Source organism: Streptomyces sp. CAU 1734, from assembly GCF_039888735.1.
Taxonomy (GTDB): Bacteria; Actinomycetota; Actinomycetes; order Streptomycetales; family Streptomycetaceae; genus Streptomyces.
Genome location: NZ_JBDQQP010000011.1, coordinates 20,959 through 39,059 on the forward strand (window position 1 = coordinate 20,959; position 18,101 = coordinate 39,059).

Consider the following 18,101-nt stretch of genomic DNA (forward strand, 5'->3'; position numbering starts at 1 on the left):
CATGCCCGGTGGCGGATTCGTCATCGCTTTGTCAGTTGCCATGGACACGAGCCCGGCCCGGGAAGGGTTCAGCCCGCGCCCGGCTTTTTCGGCCCCGTTTCCGGGCGGCCCGCCGGAGAGCCCGAGGGCGGACGGAATCCGAGGTCACCGGTGTGCGGGCGGCGCCCGCCGGCCCCCGTGGGAGCCCGCCGAGGGGGACGCGGCCCGCCCCGTGCCCGTTCGGACGGAACTGAACGATGGTTCAACGAGGGGGTTGTTGAAGATGCCGTCCGGTGCTGCGATTCTGAGGACGTGCTGACGCAACTCCGCCCGCGCATCGTCTCGTTGAAGAGGACGAAGACGCTCCTGCTCGCCCTTTCGCTCTGCCTGGTGGGCGCGGCGATCGTGGTCAATCGCACGATCGACGCGGATGCCTCGTCCATGGGCGCGAATTACGCGGACATCGCGGAGTTCCCGGCGTCCCCGGCGGCCCCGCCCGCCGGCCCGGACGCGTCGACCGGAACATTCACCCAGGACTGCGGACGCAATGAGCGGGGTCACCACAATGCCGACAATGTGGTCGTCTCGCCCGGACTGGTGGGTGGCGCCCACCACATTCACGACTATGTGGGCAACATTTCGGTCAATGCCCGGTCGACCGAGCGGAGCCTCGCCGGGGCCGGTACCACCTGCGTGGACGGCGACCGTTCCAGCTACTTCTGGCCGGTGCTGCGCAGACTCGACCGGCCGGGCGCGGACGCCCGCGCGCACGGCGGCGGAACGCACGGAAACGAGGGCGAGATCGTGCGCGCCTCCTCCGTCAGCCTGGAATTCCTGGGGAACCCGGCCGCCAAGGTACTGCCCATGCCCCGTTTTCTGCGGCTGATGACCGGGGACCCGGTGGCGGCCACCACCGCCGATGACAAGGTCCGCGCGCGGTGGGGCTGCACCGGCGGGCCGGGGCGCCACTCGGCGGACCGTTATCCGCTCTGCCCCGCCGGCAGCGGGCCGACCCGCACCCTCGAATTCCCGAGCTGCTGGGACGGGCTGCACGAGGACAGCCGGGATCACCGCACGCACGCCGTCTTCCCCGCGGCGAACGGAGTCTGCCCGCCCGCGACCTTTCCCGTACCGAGGCTGCGGGTGACCCTGGCGTACGACATCCCGCCCGGGGTGCCGTACGCGGTGGACTCCTTCCCCGAGCAGAGACGGCATCCGAAGACCGACCACGGCATGTTCATCCATGTGATGTCCGACCGGCAGCGGGCCGCGGTCGCGGAGTGCCTCAACGAGGGCCGCCGCTGCGAGGCCGGGTGAACCGTTTCCGTACGGCGGCCGTGTCCAGCACATCGGACCGGCGGAGGACGGAGTGAGCGGATGGCGGCATTGTGGTCGCGCACTCGGCGGAGAACGAGTGACGAAGTGATGATCCGGGCCCTCTACGAGGAACACGGCAGAGCCCTGCTCGCCTACGCGCAGCGCCTCACCGGAGACCGCAGCGCCGCCGAGGACGTGGTCCAGGAGACCCTGATCCGCGCCTGGAAGAACCCCGATTCCCTGGTCAACGGCAAGGGCTCGGTGCGTGGCTGGCTGCTCACCGTCACCCGTAACATCGTCACGGACCGGTACCGGGCGAGGGCCGCCCGGCCCACGGAGGTGGCGGAGTCCTCCACCGGCGGGCCGGTGGAGAAGGATCACGCGGAGTCCGTGGTGGACTCCATGGTGGTGATGGAGGCGCTGGACCGTCTCTCACCGGATCACCGGGAGGTGCTGATGGAGATCTACTTCCAGGGGCACACGGTCGCCGAGGCCGCCAAGATCCTCGGAATCCCCGCCGGAACCGTCAAATCGCGGTCACACTACGCGCTGAAGGCACTGCGCGAGCTGTACACGGACAAGCAGCAGCCCGGGAAGCCGAAGCTGGTCGTGTGGAAAGGGGCGGCGGCATGAGCACCGCACAGCATGACAGCGAGCTTCTCGGCGCCTACGCGCTCGGCGCCCTCGAAGAGGAGGAGGCGCGCACGGTGGAGGAGCACGTGGCCGCCTGCCGGAACTGCCGCGAGGAGCTCGCGGTGCTCGGGGAGCTGGAGGCGACACTCGGTGAGGTGCCGCCGGAGGCGTTTCTCGACGGGCCGCCCGACGGCGGCGAACTGCTTCTTCAGCGCACCCTGCGCCGGGTCCACGAGGAGCGGAGGGGCGCGGAGTGGCGCCGGCGGTCCGCGCTGGCGGCGGTGGCGGTGGTCGCCGCGGCGGCGGTCCTGGGCGGCGGCTTCCTGATCGGCCGGTCGGGCGGTGACGACCCGGGGAGGACCGGCGCACAGCCGGCGGTCTCGCAGAACCCGTCCCCGCCGCCCGGCGTGAGGACCGCCACGGCCCGGGATTCCGGCACCGGGGCCAGGATGACGGTACGGGTGACACCCGCCGCCGACTGGGTCCGGGTGTACGCCACGGTGAACGGCATCCCCGCCGGTGAGCTGTGCCGTCTGGTCGTGGTGGACCGGGACGGCAAGCGCGAGGTGGCCGGGAGCTGGCTGGTGGGCGGCAAGGAGAAGGGGGCCCGGCTGGACGGGTCCGCCGCCGTCGCGGCCGGCGACATCGACCGGATCATCGTGGAGAACGACCGGGGCAGGGTTTATGTGACCGCTGCCGTCTGAGGTGCCGATGTGCCGAGCTGCCGATGTACCGAGGTGCCACCCGCTGAGGTGTGCGAGGTACCGAGGCGTACGAGCCCGGCCCGCCGCGGATCCGTCCCCCTTCCGCGGCGGGCCGTCCCTCTGTCCGCGGAGAGGCACACCCCCTGTCCCCCGCGGTGCGCACCGGCCGTCCGCCGTGAGGCGCACCGGCCCCTGCCACGGATGGCCGCGCGCGGTCGCCGGGTCGGCACCGCCTGCTTACCGTGAAATCGGCCCTCGAACCGGCCGTGGATCCCTCTCCGCGGATCCGGCCGGGCAGCGGCACCCCCCCCCACGAGACAAGAAAAGGTGTGAACATGGCGGACAAGCCCACGATCGTTCTGGTGCACGGGTTCTGGGGCGGCGCCGCCCACTGGAGCAAGGTCATCCTCGACCTCCACCGCCGCGGCTTCGACAAGCTGAACGCGGTCGAGGTACCGCTCACCTCGCTGGCCGAGGACGCGGAGCGCACCAGGAAGATGGTCCGCCAGGTCGACGGTCCGGTGATCCTCGTCGGTCACTCCTACGGCGGTGCGGTCATCACCGAGGCGGGCGATCTGCCGAATGTGCAGGGGCTGGTCTACATCGCCGCCTTCGCGCCGGACGCGGGCGAGAGCCCCGGCCAGATCAGCCAGGAGCACCCCCCGGCCGCCATCGAGAACCTCGCCCCGGACTCCGACGGCTATCTCTGGGTCAAGCAGGACAAGTACCACTGGAGCTTCTGCGAGGACCTCACGGCGGACGAGGCCCTGGTCCTGGCCGTCACCCAGAAGGCGCCGCTCGCCTCCACCTTCGGGGACAACATCACCGAGCCGGCCTGGAAGAAGAAGCCGGTCTGGTACCAGGTCTCCACCGGCGACCGCATGATCGACCCCGACAACGAGCGCCGGATGGCGAAGCGGATGAATCCGCGCGCGATCATCGAGCTCGACGCGAGCCACGCCTCCCTGGCCTCCCAGCCGGGGCCGGTCACCGATCTGATCGAGAAGGCGGCCAACGAGGTCGGCTGACGGGCGCCGCCCCGCCCGGGGCGAAGGGTGCCGCACCGGACCGCGCCGGCCCGGTGCGGTGCCGCGCCCGGGGCGGTTCAGGCGGCCGAGTGCTGCTCCGAGCGCCGCATATAGGCGCCCGGGGTCTCGTGGAAGTACCGCCGGAAGGCCAGAATGTAGCCATTGGTGCTGACGAACCCCACCCGCGCGGCCACCGTGCTCACCATCTGCCCCTGGGCCAGCAGATCCAGTGAGTGGTTGAGCCGCAGCCGGGTCCGCCACTCGGAGAAGGCCAGGCCCGTCTCGGCCCGGAAGGCCCGCCGCAGACTGGTGGAGTTGGTGTACAGGCTCTCCGCCCACTCGGTCGCGGTGCGCGGATCGCTGGGGGTGCGGATCAGCTCCCGGGCCACCGTCCCGGCGGCGTGACTGGTCGGCCGGGGGAGCGGCAGGGAGTCCGGGTGGCTGCCGGAGAGCGCCGCGAAGACGGAGGACTCGTCGTGCTTGGCCTCCGAGCTCCGCATCCGGCCCAGCAGCAGCCGCCGCTGCTCGGCCGAGACATTGACGATGGTGGCCCGGGTGTAGGGAAGCGTGTGGCGGTCGGTGCTGAAGGTCTCGACCGCGAAGAGGGAGTCGCTGTCGAAGCGGGCGCTGTGCGGGATCCCGGCCGGGATCCACAACGCCACCGAGGGGGACAGCTGATGGTCCCGCCCGTGCGCGGTGATGACGATCCGGCCCAGCGGGACATAGAGGAACTGGTGGAAGTCGTGCACATGGGTGGGGTGTCCGCCCATGGCGATGAAGTCGTCATCCACCGCGGCTCCGGCACCGGCACCGGCCTCGGTCCCGACGCTCGTCATGACGGCGCGCTCGGCCACGACTACCTCCAGCCTGCGGGGCCGGAAATGACCCCTGAGTGTGAATGGTCCGCCTCCGGTCTTGGATCGACCGGAAGATAAGTAAGGGTAACCTTACCTGCCGCTTGTCCAGGTAAGGAGCTCGGAACAAAGCCATGACTCACGCGTCCCCGCCGGTGACGTCACCTCCGGCACCCGTGAGGACCACGTCCTCACGCGGTACGGCGGTGGCGCTGATCACCACCATCGTGCTGGTCGCCGTGCTCATCGCGAGCATCGGGCTCGGCGCCCGCTCCATCGCGCCGGGCGAGGTCGTCGGTATCGTCCTCAACCCCGACGGCGACGGCTACAACTCCCATGTGCTGTGGACCGAGCGGATCCCGCGCACCTTCCTGGGGCTGGTGGTCGGCGCCGCGCTCGGCGCGTCCGGGCTGGTGATGCAGGCGCTCACCATGAACCCGCTCTCCGACCCGGGCATCCTCGGCATCGAGCAGGGCGCGGCCATGTTCGTCGTCCTCGGGATCGTCTCCTTCGGAGTCACCGGAGTGACCGCCTACTTCTGGCTGGCACTGGTGGGCGCCGCGCTCACCTCGGCGGTGGTCTATCTCATCGGCATCCGCACCAACGCCGGCAGCTCCACCATCGGACTGGTCCTGGCCGGTGTCGCGGTCGCCGCGGTCATGTCCTCCCTGATCACCCTGCTGGTGGCCCGGAATGAAGCGGTCTACGCGCATCTGCGCTTCTGGTCCGTCGGCCAGCTCACCGGCCGGGGCTCGATCGTGGACGAGATCGCGCCGTTCGTCATCGCCGGAATCCTGCTGGCCCTGCCGCTCGGCCGCACCCTCAACATCCTCAGCCTCGGCGACGAGACCGCGCGCGGACTCGGCATCCGCGTCGAGCGCTCCCGGCTGATGGCCGCGGCCGTCGCCGTACTGCTGTGCGCCAGCGCCACGGCGGCGGTCGGCCCGGTGGCCTTCGTCGGCCTGATCGCCGCGCACTGCGCGCGGATGCTGGTCGGCGCCGACCACCGCTGGTCGCTGCCGGTCTCCATGGGCGTCGGCGCGATTCTGCTCACCGCGGCCGACACCGCCGGGCGGATCATCCTCGACAACGGGGAGATCCAGGTCGCCGTCATGACCGCCGCCATCGGCACCCCGTTCTTCGTCTGGCTCGCCCGCCGCCGCGACCTGGTGAAGGTGTGATGACCGTGCCCGACTCCGTCACGACGAAGAACGCACCCGCCCCGGCCGGGACCGTACGGAAGGCGGATCGCCCGGCCGCCGTGCCCGGGAACGAGGACGTACGGGCCGTCACCCTGGCCCGGATGAGGAGCTCGCACCGGGGCCGCAACCGGCGTACCACCGCCGTCTCCACCGGGCTCGTGGCCGGTCTCCTCGCGCTGTTCGCCGCCTCCGTACTCCTCGGCGGCCTCGGCCGGGTGGACCCCGCCGACGTCGTCCCCGCCGCCTTCGGGCTCCGCGACGGACTCGCCGACTACGTCATCTTCGAGACCCGGATACCGCGCGCCCTCGCCGCGCTCCTCGCCGGCGCCCTCTTCGGCATCTCCGGCGCGATCTACCAGCGGCTCATCCGCAACCCCCTGGCCACCCCCGACATCGTCGGCATCTCCGCCGGTGCCGGGGCGGGCGCCACCACCGTCTTCCTCTTCGCCCCCGCGCCCGTCCTGGTGGCCGGCTTCGGGGCGCCCACGGCCGCGATCCTCGGATCGTTCGTCCTGCTCGGCCTCATCCACGTGCTCAGCAGCCGGGGCGGTCAGGTCGACACCTACCGCCTGGTGCTGGTCGGCATCGGGATGAGCGCCATCTGCACCGCGTACACCAACTACCTCTTCACCGTGGCCGACAAGCACAGCATCGCCATCGCCATGCGCTGGCTGATCGGCAGTGTGAACGGTGTCGACTGGACCGGGGTCACCACCCTCGCCACCGGATTCGCCGTCTGCGGGCTCTGCGCCCTGCTGCTCAACCGCTCGCTCGGCAGCATGTCCCTCGGCGACGAGCTCGCCACCGGGCTCGGCACCCATGTCGGCCGCGCCCGTACCGCGGCGCTGCTCCTCGGCGCCGCCGCCGCCGCGCTGGCGACCAGTGTGGTCGGGCCGATCGGCTTCGTCTCCCTCGTCAGCGGCCCGATCGCGGTACGGCTGGTCGGGTCCGACCGGGCCCTCGGTCTCTCCGCGCTCGTCGGAGCCGTCCTCGTCCTCGGCGCGGATGTGCTGGCGCAGAACGCGCCCCTGATCAGCCCGGTACCCACCGGGGTCCTCACCGCGCTGCTGGGCGCGCCCTACTTCGTCTGGCTGATCCTTCGGCGCAGGCAGGAGGCCACCACATGACCACCACCACCGAGACCGCCCCGGCGGCCGGCGCGACCACCGCCGCCCCGCGGATCGAGGCCCGTGCCATCAGCACCGGCTACGGCAAGTCGCTCATCAGCGAGGGCCTGTCGGTCGCCATCCCCGCGGGGGAGATCACCGCTCTCGTCGGCCCCAACGCCTGCGGCAAGTCCACCCTCCTCAAGTCCATCGCCCGGCTTCAGCCGATCGCCGCCGGATCGGTGCTGCTGGAGGGCGCGGACATCCACTCCCAGCCCACCCGCCAGGTGGCGCGGCGGCTCGGCATCCTGCCCCAGTCGCCCATCGCGCCCGAGAGCATCACCGTCGGCGACCTGGTCTGGCGCGGACGCCATCCGCACCGGCAGTTCGGACAGCGCCGCACCGAGGCCGACGAGAAGGTGATCGTGGACGCCCTGATGGCGACCGGCACCGCCGAACTCGTGGACCGGCCGGTGGACCAGCTCTCCGGCGGCCAGCGCCAGCGGGTGTGGATCGCTCTCGCCCTGGCCCAGGACACCCCGACCCTGCTGCTGGACGAGCCGACCACCTATCTGGACATCGCCCATCAGATCGAGGTGATGGATCTGCTCGCCGATCTCAACGAGCGGAGCGGCAAGACGATCGTCCTCGTCTCCCACGACCTCAACCAGGCCGCGCTCTACGCCTCGTCGATCATCGCCATGCGCGACGGCGAGATCGTCCGCCAGGGCGCCCCCGACGACGTCCTCACCGAACAGACCGTCGCCGACGTGTTCGGACTGGAATGCATCGTCGTCCCCCATCCCCGCACCGCCAGGCCCCAGATCTTCCCCCTGGGCCGCCGCAACCACACGCTGGAGAAGTGAAATGAACCGCCCGATACGCCGCCGCACCACCGTACGGACGCTGCTGGCCACCGCTGTCTGCGTCGGACTGGTCTCCGCCTGCGGGGGCACGGACAGCGGCGACGCTTCCGGCTCGCCGAAGGGCGGCGGCGGGCAGTACCCGCTCACCCTCACCAACGCCTGGGACAAGACGGTCGTGGAGAAGAAGCCGCTCAAGGTGGCGACCACCTCGGACGGCGACACCTCCATCGCCCTCGCGCTCGGCCTGGTGCCGGTCATCACCCCGGACGTCGAGGACGGCGGGCCGGTCCCGGAGTACAAGAAGCGCGGCATGGACAAGCTGGGCGTCGGCAAGCTCAAGAAGTACGACGACTCCGACGGCACCGACTACGAGGCCATCGCCGCCGAGGACCCGGATGTCATCCTGGGCATGAACTCCTGGAGCATGGACGCGGATTACGCCAAGCTCGCCCCGATCGCGCCGGTCATCACCTACACGGACAAGAAGCACGCCGATGTCCTGCCCTGGGAGGACCGGCTGAAGACGGCGGCGAAGGCGCTGGGCCTCAGCGAGAAGGCCGACGAGGTGATCGCCGCCAACCGCAAGGCGGTCACCGACGCCGCCGCCGCGCACCCGGAGCTGAAGGGCAAGCGCTACACCTACAGCGTCGTCCACCCCGAGCAGCTCACCTACATGTCCTACGCCGACCAGGACCCGGGCGTGCTGGAGAAGCTCGGCCTGGTGAAGGACGAGAAGTCGAAGAAGTACACCGCGAAGAAGAACCGGATCAGCCTGGAGAACCTGGACGAGCTGGAGTCCGACCTGCTGCTGATGACCTACCCCTTCGGGGACGAGGGGCTGCTCAGCGCGTCGGAGCTGGAGAGCAACAAGCTCTTCCAGTCCCTGGACGTGGTCAAGCGGAAGAACTTCACGGTGATTCCGTCGGAGAACACCCTCGCCTCCTCCATGGCCTACCCGGACGCGCTGAGCGCCTCCTGGGTGGTCGAGGAGCTGGCGCCGATCCTGGCCAAGGCCGTCGCCGGGAAGTGACTTCCCCGCAGGCCGGCCCGCCGCCCCGCCGCCCCGCCGCCCCGCCGCCCCGCCGCCCCGGTGTCCGGGGAGCGGGGCGGCGGTGTGCCGGGGCCCGTGTCAGGAGTGCTGCGCTCGCTCGGTGCCGGTTCGCTCGATACCGGTTCGCTCGATGTCGGTGAGCCGGCCCTCCGGCATCGACAGCAGCCGGCGGCCCCGGGAGATGGTGTCCGCGCGGTGCGCGATCACCACCAGGGTCCGGTCCTCGGCCGCCGCCGAGAGCGCCTCCTCGATCCGTCCGGCCGTGTCGTGGTCCACCCCGGCCGTCGCCTCGTCGAGGATCAGCACCGCCGGATCGGCCAGTACGGCACGGGCTATCGCCACCAGTTGGCGCTCCCCGGCCGACAGGGTCCGGGTGCCGACATCGGTGTCGAGACCGCCGGGCAGCGAGGCCACCCACTCGTCGAGCCCGAGCCGGCGCAGCGTCCGCTCGACGAGCTCCCGGCCGGGCCGGGTGGCGACCAGCGCCAGATTCTCCGCCAGGGTGCCGTCCACCAGCGCCACCTCCTGGGGCACCAGAACGATCCGCCGCCGCAGCGACTCCGTGTCCAGCGCGGCCAGATCGTGCCCGGCGTAGGCGATGGTGCCCCGGTCCGGCGCGTACAGCCCGGCCAGCAGCTTGCCGAGGGTCGACTTCCCCGAACCCGTCTCCCCGGCTATCACCAGCCGCTCGCCGCTCTCGATCGTCAGCGAGAGACCGCCGAGCACCTCCCGGCCGCCCGGATAGCCGAAACCGACCCCGGAGAGGGAGAGCGCGCCCCGGTCCGGCGTCCCCGACTGCCCTGTCCGTCCCGTCTGTTCTGTCCTCTTCTCGCGTTCCGGCCGCCGCGTGCCGCCCGGCCGCTCCGTCGCGCGGATCAGATCGAGCAGCCGGGCCAGATGCACCTGGGCCTCGCGGGCGTCGCCGATCGCCGCCGCCGCGCTCTCGAACCGGTTGAAGATGTCCCGGGTGGCCAGGACGAAGACCACCGCCGCGCCCACCGTCAGCGTCCCCCGGCCGACCAGCACCGCACTCAGCACCAGCAGTCCGGCCACGGACCCGGCCTGCACCACGGCCAGCCGGTCCAGCCGCAGCTCGGTCTTGATCCGTACCGACTCCGCCGCCAGCAACCGCTCATTGTCCCGGTCGAAGAGCTCCAGCCGGCGCGGCACGGCGCCGCTGGTCCGCAACTGCTCCTGGGCCGGCAGCGACTCGGCGAAGGTCGCCGCCATCGCCGCCTCGGCCGCCGCCACCTCGGCATAGGCGGGACCGGCCCGGAGCTGGAAGCCGCGTACGACGAGCACCGCCGGGGGCAGGAACACCAGCAGCAGAAGCAGGGTCAGCGACCAGGAGTGGAGGGCCAGCATCAGCACGGTGAAGCCGAGCACCGCGACAGCGGCCACCAGATCGGGCAGGGTGGTGCCGACGAAGTGCCCGAGTCCATTGATCTCGCCGGTCAGCCGGCGCAGCAGCTCGCCCCGCCGGTGCGACTCCACGAAGCGCAGCGGGGCGGCGCCCACCGCCGCCGTCGCCCGGTCCCGCATCCCGGCGAGCACATACTCGCCGACGCGGATCAGCCAGTACCGGGACAGCCAGGTCAGCACCCCGCTCGCGGCGACCAGCGCGCCGAGCACGATCACCCAGCGGAGCAGCCCCGCCCGGTCGCCGGCGCCCGCCGCGTCCACCACCCGTCCGATCGCGCCCGTCACCCCGGCGGTGAGTCCGGCACCGGCGAGGGTGAGCGCCACGGTCGAGGCCAGCGCCCACCGGTGACCGGCGAGGAAGGGCGCGGCGCGGCGGAAGACCCGCCGCTGATCGGGCAGTTCGGCCAGCGTGCCTCCGGTGGTCCCGGTGGTCCCGGTGGTCCCGGTGGTCCCGGTGGTCCCGGTGGTCCCGGTGGTTGCGGTGTCTTCGGTGGTCCCCGCGGCCCCGGTGTCTTCGGCGGCCGGTATGAGCGGCTCGGCGGAAGTGGGATCAGACATGGAGCGGCCCCCGGCCGGACATGCCGTCGGCGATCACGACCTCGCGGTCGGCGAGCGCGCGCACGGCGGGCGAATGAGTGGCGAAGACGACGACCCGGCCGGCGGTGGCACGGCGCAGCCGGGCCAGCACCTCCGCCTCCGTCCCGGCGTCCAGGGCCGAGGTCACATCGTCCAGCAGCAGTACGGGACACTCCCGCAGCAGCGTCCGCGCGAGGGCGACCAGCTGCCGCTGTCCGCCCGAGAGGGCCCCGCCGCGCTCACCGACCTCGGTGTCACGGCCCCCGGCGAGCCCGGCGAGTGCCAGATCGAGCCCGGCCGCCGCGGCCGCGGCGTCGAGTTCCGCCTCCGTACGGTCGCCGCTGAGCAGCAGATTCGCGGTGACGGTGCCGCGCATCAGCAGCGGCCCCTCCGGCACGAAGCCGACCGCGCGGTACAGATCGTCCGGATCGAGCGCATCGAGCGGCACCGTGCCGAACCGGGCCTCGCCCGCCGCTGGCACGAGCTGGGCGATGGCGCGCAGCAGGGTGCTCTTGCCCGAGCCGGTGGGCCCGGTGAGGACCACCCACTCACCGGGCGCCGCCTTGAGCTCCAGCGGCCCGATCGGGGGACGGCCCTCCCGGGTCACCGTCAGCCCGGTGACCCGCAGCGCGGCCCGGCGCGGCACCGGGGGAGAGTCCTTCGGCTCCGGCACCAGCGCCAGGATCCCGGCGATCCGGCCGGCCGCGACCTTCGCCTCCGTACGGTCGCCGAGCCGGGCCACCAGGACATCGACGGCGAGCGAGACCGTACCCATCCACAGTACGAAGGTGGTCAGCGCGCCCACCGTGATCCGCCCCTCGACGACGGCGTGACCGCCCACCAGCAGCCCGGCGGCGACCGCCGCCAGCGGCACCACGGAGGCCAGCGCCTCCCAGGCCGAACCGGTGGACGCCAGCCGCAGGGTGTCCCGGGTGACGGCGGCACTGCGCCGGTGGTGCCGCTCCACCATCAGCCGGTCCGCCCCGACCCCGCGCAGCGACAGCAGCGCGGAGAGCAGCTCGTCCGCGACGGCGCCGCGCCGCGCGTGGGACTCGCTCAGCTCCTCGGCCCGCTTTCCGTAGACCGGCGGGAACACCCGGTTGACCAGCAGGAGTACGGGTACGGTCAGCGCGGCCACCAGCAGCAGCAGCGGATCCAGCCCGCCGATGGCCGGGACCAGCACCACTCCGGTGAGCCCGATGACCACCCAGGCGGTCAGTCCGTGCACCCACACCACGATCGCGTCCACGTCCCGGGTCGCCCGGGTGGTGAGATCGCCGAAGCTGCCGGTGCGGCGCTGCATGGCATCGGTGTCGATGGCGAGAATCGCGCCGAGCAGCCGGCTCCGCAGCCAGGCGCCGGTGTGGGTGTCGGCGAGGGTGGTCCACAGCTGCCAGCCGCGGATACCCGCGTACTCGAACACGGCGACGACCGCGAAGGCCGCCGCCCATCCGGCGGCGGCGGTGGCGGAACCCCGTTTCACCCCGGCGTCAATGGCACGGCCGAGCAGCCAGGGCATGGCGAGGAAGGCGCACTGCCGCAGCACCGCCCAGGCGACGGAGCGGACGAGGAACTTCCGTGCGTGCACCAGGCACTGCCGGAGCAGCCCGGGGGCTGCCGACGGGGGGCGGGAGCGGAATCTCATCACGAGGGGCGGGTGTCCTTCTCGGCGTCGCGGGGGAGATGGTGCGGGCTCCCGGGAACGGTAGAAGCGGGCCCGGCCCGCCGGTCCAAGACAGAGCCCCGCCGATGGAACCCCGCGCAGCGGTTGCGCCCGGCCGGCCCCGGGGAGCCCCGGCCGGGTTCCTCGGAGCGCGGGCCCGCCGCCCCGGTGTCCGCGGAATCACGTCCCCCAGTGCCACCGCCCGCTCCCGCGGGTTGGATCCGGCACCCCTCCGCGCCTCTAGCCTGACGGGACCCCACCCCTACCAAGGAGCCGCAGCGATGTCCCGCAGTCCCCGTTCGGTAGTCACCTTCCCCATCGTGCTCAGGGAGCTGACGGTGCTGCGCGTCACCGATGTGACCCCGGGAATGCGGCGCGTCACCCTCGGCGGCCCGCAGCTGCACGCCTTCCGGAACAACGGTCACGACCTGCCCGCCCTGCGCACGGACGGCTTCGACGACCATGTGAAGTTCTTCTTCGCCGAGGGCGACAACCCGCCGGTCCTCCCGGGCCAGAACGTCAGCAGCCTGGACTGGCCGGAGGACGCCCGGCCGATCGCCAAGGACTACACCCCGGTGCGGTTCGACCCGGAGGCCGGCGAGATCGACTTCGACTTCGTACGCCACGAGGGCGGCATCGCCTCGTCGTGGGCGGAGCGGGCCGAGCCCGGCGAGGTCACCTGGATCGCCGGGCCGAAGATGTCGCACAGTCACCCCGAGGGCGTCGACTGGCTGCTGGTGATCGGTGACGAGACCGCGCTTCCCGCGATCGGCCGCTGGCTGGCGGAGATGCCCGCCGGCACCCGGGCGCGGGTGTTCATCGAGGTCGGCGAGGACAGTCACCGCCAGCCCCTGCCGACCGCCGCGGACGCCGAGATCACCTGGCTCTCCCGCGCCGGCGCCCCGGCGGGCACCACCACCCTGCTGGAGGACGCGGTACGCGGCATGGAGTGGCTGCCGGGCACCGCCTTCGTCTGGGCGGCGGGCGAGGCGGGCGTGCTCAAGGGGATCCGCCGCCATCTGAGCGCCGACCGCCAGGTGCCGCGCGACCACACCCACATCACCGGGTACTGGAAGTACACACCGCACACCGCGCACGGCGCCGCCGGTGCCGGGGCCGACGACGAGGACGACGCCCACGACCGGCTGCACGAGCTCACCGATCTGGCACCGGCGTACGCGATCCGCACCGCCGTCACCCTCGGCCTGGTGGATCTGGTCCACTCCGGCGTGCGCGATCCGGACGAACTCGCCCTGCGCAGCGGCGCCGACCCGGAGACGCTCGCCGCGCTGATGTCCTATCTGGTGGCCATCGACATCTTCGCCGCCGACGAGGAGGGCTATCTCCTCACCGCCATCAGCGAGGAGCTGGTGGAGGACGACCACTCGGCCGAGGAGTACGACCTCGGCGGCGCGCAGGCGGCGTTCGATCTCTCGCTCGCCGGACTGCTGCACACGGTCCGCACCGGCGACGCGGGTTACCGCACCCTCGCGGGGCAGCCGCTGGCCGAGGCCATGCGGGACGACGCCCGGCTCGGCGGCGCGGCCCGTGCCGCGATCGAGGAGGAGGCCCGCTGGATCGCGCCCGGAGTGGCCGGCGGCTACGACTGGTCATCGGTGACCGAGCTGACCGCGGCCGGTCACGGTGTGGGCACCGTGGTGAACGCCCTGGTCAAGGAGTTCCCGGAGCTGCGGGTACGGATCGGGGCGATGCCGTCGGCGCTGCGGGCGCTGGAGGAGGGCATCCTGGACACCGATGTACTGCCCCGGGTCGAGCTGGTGCCGCAGAGCGGCCCGGTGCCGCGCGGCGGCGCGCGGGTGCTCGTCTCGCATCTGCTCGACTGGCTGCCCGACGAGGACGCCGTACTGGCTCTGGCGGAGACGGCCGGCGCGCTGCCCGCCGGCGGCGAGCTGATCATGGTGGAGCAGGTCACCGCGGCGGACACCGACGATGTCGACGCGACCCTGCACCATCTGCGGCTCAAGTGCGCCTTCGGCTCCGGGGTCCGGTCGGCCGAGCACATCGGGGCGCTGGCCGAGCGCGCCGGTCTGGTCGCGCGCGAGTGCCGGGACATCGGCTGGGACCACCGGCTCTGGGTGCTCGGCCCCGCGCCCCGTACGGCCCCCTGAGGCGAAGCCGCTTCCGGGCCGGTGGCCGCCGCCATGCCGTCGGCGGCCACCGGCCCGCTCCGGGACGTGCTGGGAATCACAGACCGCTTCGGGGGGAATGTTCCCTATGGCGTGATCCCCTCCGGATCGCCGCGTACCGCATCTCCACCGACGGCCATTCGGCGATGCAGAATTGGCTGGCGCTCCATGACGGCCACCCTCCGGAGGAACAGTGGAATTCCGACAGCTGGTCACCTTCCGTCAAGTCGCGAAAGACTTGAGTTTCACTCGGGCCGCGGTCGAACTGAACTATGCGCAATCCAGTGTCACGAGTCAGATTCGAGCGCTTGAGGCGTCATTGCACACCGAGCTCTTCGACCGTCTCGGCGGCCGGATCAAGCTCACCGAGGCGGGCCGGCGGCTCGTCCCGTACGCCGAGCGGATCATCGAGCTGGCCGAGGAGGCGCGGACGGCGGTGCCGGGCATCGGCGCCGGCGCGTCCGGGACGCTCACGATCGGCACCATGGAGAGCATCACCTCCTATCGGCTGCCGCCGCTGCTGGAGTTCTTCCACCACCGGTATCCGGGGATCCGGCTGCGGCTGCGGCCCGGTGGGTGCGCGGAGACCTGTCGTGAGCTGCGGCGGGGGAGCTGTGACATCGGCTTTCTGACCGAGGCCGCGACCGAGCACGAGGGCGTGCACACCGAAGTCCTCTCGCGCGAGTCATTGGTGCTGGTGGCGGCGCCGGAGCACCCGATGGCCGGGGTCCGGGAGATCACTCTCGGCGGACTGCGGGAGGCCACCGTCCTGGCGGCCGAGCCGGGCTGCTCGTACCGCGATCTCTTCGAGGACGTGCTCCGGACGGCGTCCGGGGAGCCGGTGACCTTTCTGGAGTTCGGGACGGTCGAGGCCATCAAGCGGGGCGCGATCGGCGGGCTCGGCGTCAGTCTGCTGCCCCGGGTCGCGGTCGCCGACGAGCTCGCGTCGGGCCGGCTGGCGGCGCTTCCGTGGGATCCGCCGTTCGCCGTGTACACCCAGCTCGCCTGGCGGCGCGGCAAGCGGGTCTCACCGGAGATGAGGCTGTTCATCGACGAGACGATGCGGCTGATCGGCGAGGAACAGCAGTTGAGCAGACCCGCGTGACGCGTTGAACGAACCCGGTGAATGGGTCCGGCGAACGCACCCGGTGAATTGATCCGCGCGGAAACGGCCGAGCGGAAAACGGTCGACAGGAATGTTCCGCCGAATTCCGCCGTATTCCGTCGCACGGGCCATTCACTCCCTCCGGTGCGGTCGGACCGATGTGAGCCGGGGTCCGTTCCCGGCGGTGAGCGGTTCGTGCAGCTCCTGCGCCAGCCGTACGGCCCCGGCCTCGTCCGGCGCCACATGGACCAGGGCCCGGCCGCCGGAGACCTCGGTGACCGGCACCCCGTCCCGGTGCGCGGGGGGCAGTCCGTGCCGGGTCCGGAAGCCGTCGAGGTCGGGATGGCCGCCGATCACCGCCACCCGCGGCCCGTCCTCCAGCCGTACGGTGTCCACCCCCTCGGAGCCGAAGGTGAGATGCGCCCGGTCGGCCGCCGCGTCATCGGTGTACCGGAGCACCACCGAACGCCGGTTGACGATCACCGCCGCGGCCTCCGCGCCGGTCTCCCCGACGGTGGTGCCGACCGGGAACGGCGCCCGGTTGAGCCGGTGGACGATGGTGATGCGGTGCTGCCCGGCGAGACGTACCGCCCGGCGGTGCAGCACCGCCGCACCGTGCAGGGACATCAGCGCCGCGGTGGCGTACGAGAGATCGGGCAGCAGCCGGGTGCCGGCGACGAGACGGGGGTCGGCGCTGCGGACACCGTCGACACCGGAGTGGATCTCGCAGCGGTCCGCGCCGACGGCCGCGGCCATCGCGACCGCCGTCAGATCGGCGCTGTTCCTCCCCAGTGAGGTGGGCCGCAGCTCCGCGTCGACCGCCTGCCCGCCGGGTACGACCACGGTCTCGTACTCCGCCAGCGCGTCGGCCGGCGGCCCGGGGTCGATGTTCTCCAGCCGGGCGCGGAGAAAGGTGCTGGTGGTGGTCAGCCCGATCCGGTGTCCGGCGAGCACGGTGGAGCTGCGGCCGGCCCGCTGGAGGGCGGCGGCCAGCAACTGGGCGCTGATGGTTTCCGCGAGGGTGAGCAGCCCGGCGCCCAAGGCGTCCGCCGGATGCGGATGGACCGCGTACAGCCGCTCCCGCAGCGCCTCGGTCTCCCCGGGCCGGGCGCCGGCCACCACGATCAGCCGGCGTCCGTCCGCCGCGATCCGGTCGGAGAGGGCGCGGGCCAGCAATCCGTACGCCTCCGGGGTCCGGAAGGCGGAACCGCCGAACTTCACCACGGCGGGCCGCCGGGCTGCTCCGGCGAGGGTCACAGCGTGCCCCGCAGCGTCATCGCCTCGGCGATCTGGAGGGCGTTGAGCGCCCCGCCGACCCGGGTGTTGTCGGCCACCACCCAGAGCCAGAAGCCGCGCGGATTGGTCTCGGAGACCCGGATCCGGCCGACATGGACATGGTCGGGCCGGGAGGTGACGGTGCGCGGGGTCGGGAAGGCGTTCGGGGCGATCCGGTCGTGCACGGTGACCTCGGGGAGCTCGGTCAGCCGCTCGATGAGCTCATCGCGTTCGACCGGGGCGGCGCACTCGATCCAGGCGGTCTCGGAGTGGCCGTGGGCGACCGGCACCCGGACACAGGTGGCGGTCACATCCAGATGCGGCAGGCTCAGGATCTTCCGGGTCTCCTGGCGCATCCGCTGTTCCTCCGAGGTGAATCCGGAATCGAGCGGGGTGCCGATGAAGGGGATCACGTTGAAGGCCAGGGAGGGGGTGAACTCCTGTGCCGGGCCGAGGTCGTCCGGATCGGCGAGGGTGGCGCTGCCGGCCGCGTAGAGCTCAGCGGTGCCGGAGTGGCCCCGGTCGGAGGCCGCCTGATAGGTGCTCACCACCACCTGCCGGATGCCCCATCTCCGCTCCACCGTGCCGAGCAGCCGGACCAGCGGCACGGTGGGGCTGGCGGGGGCGGCGACGATGCCGCTCGCCGGCCGGCGGCCGAGCACATGGGCATTGACCTGGGGGACGACCAGCGGGGTGGCGGGGTCCATGCGGAAGGCGCTGGTGCTGTCGATCACCAGGGCGCCGGCGGCGGTCGCGGTGGGGACGTACTTGCGGCTGATGTCGTCGCCGGCCGCGAAGAAGGCGATGTCGACCCGGGAGAAGTCGAAGTCCGCGAGATCCCGGACCGGGTGGGGGCGGCCCTCGACGGTCAGTTCGCGGCCCGCGGAGCGGTCGGAGGCGAGCAGATGGAGGGCGCGGTGGCGGAATCGGCGCTCCTCGATGAGCCGGATGAGGGTGGTGCCGATCACGCCGGTGGCGCCGACCAGGGCGACGCGGGGGGCCGCGGGGTCGGTGGTGAGGGTCATCGCGTCACTCCGGGGGTCGTGGGCGGTGGGGTGACACCGGCGCGGTGCCGGCCCGGCCATGAGCTGGCATGGGCATGACGTATATCCCGCGTCGGGAGGGCTCCGGAGGGGTTCGTGGTGGAAAAAAGCTATGGCTCCGGGGGACGGC

General features: G+C 72.2%; 15 protein-coding genes. 10 read left to right on the plus strand and 5 right to left on the minus strand.

Annotated features, from left to right (window positions below; all coding sequences use genetic code 11):
• Window positions 1-291 precede the first annotated feature (291 nt).
• The 4 genes from AAFN69_RS21600 to AAFN69_RS21615 all read left to right on the plus strand — a co-directional run bounded on the left by AAFN69_RS21600 (window position 292) and on the right by AAFN69_RS21615 (window position 3,661).
• Window positions 292-1,296: a DUF1996 domain-containing protein gene (locus AAFN69_RS21600; protein WP_347730282.1), complete on the plus strand. Its 1,005-nt coding sequence runs from the start codon at window positions 292-294 to the stop codon at window positions 1,294-1,296.
• A 60-nt stretch (window positions 1,297-1,356) separates the two neighbouring features.
• A complete protein-coding gene (locus AAFN69_RS21605) occupies window positions 1,357-1,929 on the plus strand; it encodes a sigma-70 family RNA polymerase sigma factor (RefSeq protein ID WP_347730283.1) in 573 nt (190 codons plus the stop codon).
• Window positions 1,926-2,633: a zf-HC2 domain-containing protein gene (locus tag AAFN69_RS21610; RefSeq protein WP_347730284.1), complete on the plus strand. Its 708-nt coding sequence runs from the start codon at window positions 1,926-1,928 to the stop codon at window positions 2,631-2,633. The genes AAFN69_RS21605 and AAFN69_RS21610 overlap by 4 nt, the downstream gene beginning before the upstream one ends.
• Window positions 2,634-2,968: 335 nt before the next feature.
• A complete protein-coding gene (locus AAFN69_RS21615) occupies window positions 2,969-3,661 on the plus strand; it encodes an alpha/beta hydrolase (protein WP_347730285.1) in 693 nt (230 codons plus the stop codon).
• A gap of 77 nt (window positions 3,662-3,738) precedes the next feature.
• On the opposite strand, the gene AAFN69_RS21620 is transcribed toward AAFN69_RS21615, so the two are convergent.
• Window positions 3,739-4,515 carry an AraC family transcriptional regulator gene (locus tag AAFN69_RS21620; protein ID WP_347730286.1) on the minus strand — a complete coding sequence of 259 codons (777 nt, stop codon included), beginning with the start codon at window positions 4,513-4,515 and terminating at the stop codon, window positions 3,739-3,741.
• 176 nt (window positions 4,516-4,691) lie between these two features.
• On the opposite strand from AAFN69_RS21620, the gene AAFN69_RS21625 reads away from it, so the two are divergent.
• Genes AAFN69_RS21625 through AAFN69_RS21640 form a run of 4 tightly spaced genes read left to right on the plus strand, consistent with a single transcriptional unit; the run spans window position 4,692 to window position 8,719 of the window.
• Window positions 4,692-5,696, plus strand: a complete 1,005-nt coding sequence (locus tag AAFN69_RS21625; RefSeq protein ID WP_347730287.1) for an iron ABC transporter permease — start codon at window positions 4,692-4,694, stop codon at window positions 5,694-5,696.
• A gap of 5 nt (window positions 5,697-5,701) precedes the next feature.
• Window positions 5,702-6,844: an iron ABC transporter permease gene (locus tag AAFN69_RS21630; RefSeq protein ID WP_347730289.1), complete on the plus strand. Its 1,143-nt coding sequence runs from the start codon at window positions 5,702-5,704 to the stop codon at window positions 6,842-6,844.
• The gene (locus tag AAFN69_RS21635) at window positions 6,841-7,689 is read left to right on the plus strand and encodes an ABC transporter ATP-binding protein (RefSeq protein WP_347730290.1); all 849 of its coding nucleotides are present in this window, start codon (window positions 6,841-6,843) and stop codon (window positions 7,687-7,689) included. Before AAFN69_RS21630 ends, AAFN69_RS21635 begins: the two co-directional genes overlap by 4 nt.
• Before the next feature lies 1 nt (window position 7,690).
• Window positions 7,691-8,719: an ABC transporter substrate-binding protein gene (locus AAFN69_RS21640; RefSeq protein ID WP_347730291.1), complete on the plus strand. Its 1,029-nt coding sequence runs from the start codon at window positions 7,691-7,693 to the stop codon at window positions 8,717-8,719.
• A 99-nt stretch (window positions 8,720-8,818) separates the two neighbouring features.
• On the opposite strand, the gene AAFN69_RS21645 is transcribed toward AAFN69_RS21640, so the two are convergent.
• Window positions 8,819-10,720, minus strand: coding sequence for an ABC transporter ATP-binding protein (locus AAFN69_RS21645; protein WP_347730292.1), 1,902 nt, complete (start codon window positions 10,718-10,720; stop codon window positions 8,819-8,821).
• Window positions 10,713-12,383 (minus strand): ABC transporter ATP-binding protein, encoded by a 1,671-nt coding sequence (locus AAFN69_RS21650; protein ID WP_347730511.1) that lies wholly within the window; start codon window positions 12,381-12,383, stop codon window positions 10,713-10,715. Before AAFN69_RS21650 ends, AAFN69_RS21645 begins: the two co-directional genes overlap by 8 nt.
• 299 nt (window positions 12,384-12,682) lie before the next feature.
• Here AAFN69_RS21650 and AAFN69_RS21655 point away from each other — a divergent pair, with 299 nt between their 5' ends.
• Window positions 12,683-14,530: a siderophore-interacting protein gene (locus tag AAFN69_RS21655; protein WP_347730293.1), complete on the plus strand. Its 1,848-nt coding sequence runs from the start codon at window positions 12,683-12,685 to the stop codon at window positions 14,528-14,530.
• Window positions 14,531-14,741: 211 nt separating this feature from the next.
• Window positions 14,742-15,653 (plus strand): LysR family transcriptional regulator, encoded by a 912-nt coding sequence (locus AAFN69_RS21660; protein ID WP_347730294.1) that lies wholly within the window; start codon window positions 14,742-14,744, stop codon window positions 15,651-15,653.
• A 132-nt stretch (window positions 15,654-15,785) separates the two neighbouring features.
• On the opposite strand, the gene AAFN69_RS21665 is transcribed toward AAFN69_RS21660, so the two are convergent.
• A complete protein-coding gene (locus AAFN69_RS21665; RefSeq protein ID WP_347730295.1) occupies window positions 15,786-16,910 on the minus strand; it encodes an aspartate kinase in 1,125 nt (374 codons plus the stop codon).
• On the minus strand, window positions 16,907-17,953 hold the full coding sequence (locus AAFN69_RS21670; protein WP_347730296.1) for an aspartate-semialdehyde dehydrogenase: 1,047 nt from the start codon (window positions 17,951-17,953) through the stop codon (window positions 16,907-16,909). The genes AAFN69_RS21665 and AAFN69_RS21670 overlap by 4 nt, the downstream gene beginning before the upstream one ends.
• Window positions 17,954-18,101 lie beyond the last annotated feature (148 nt).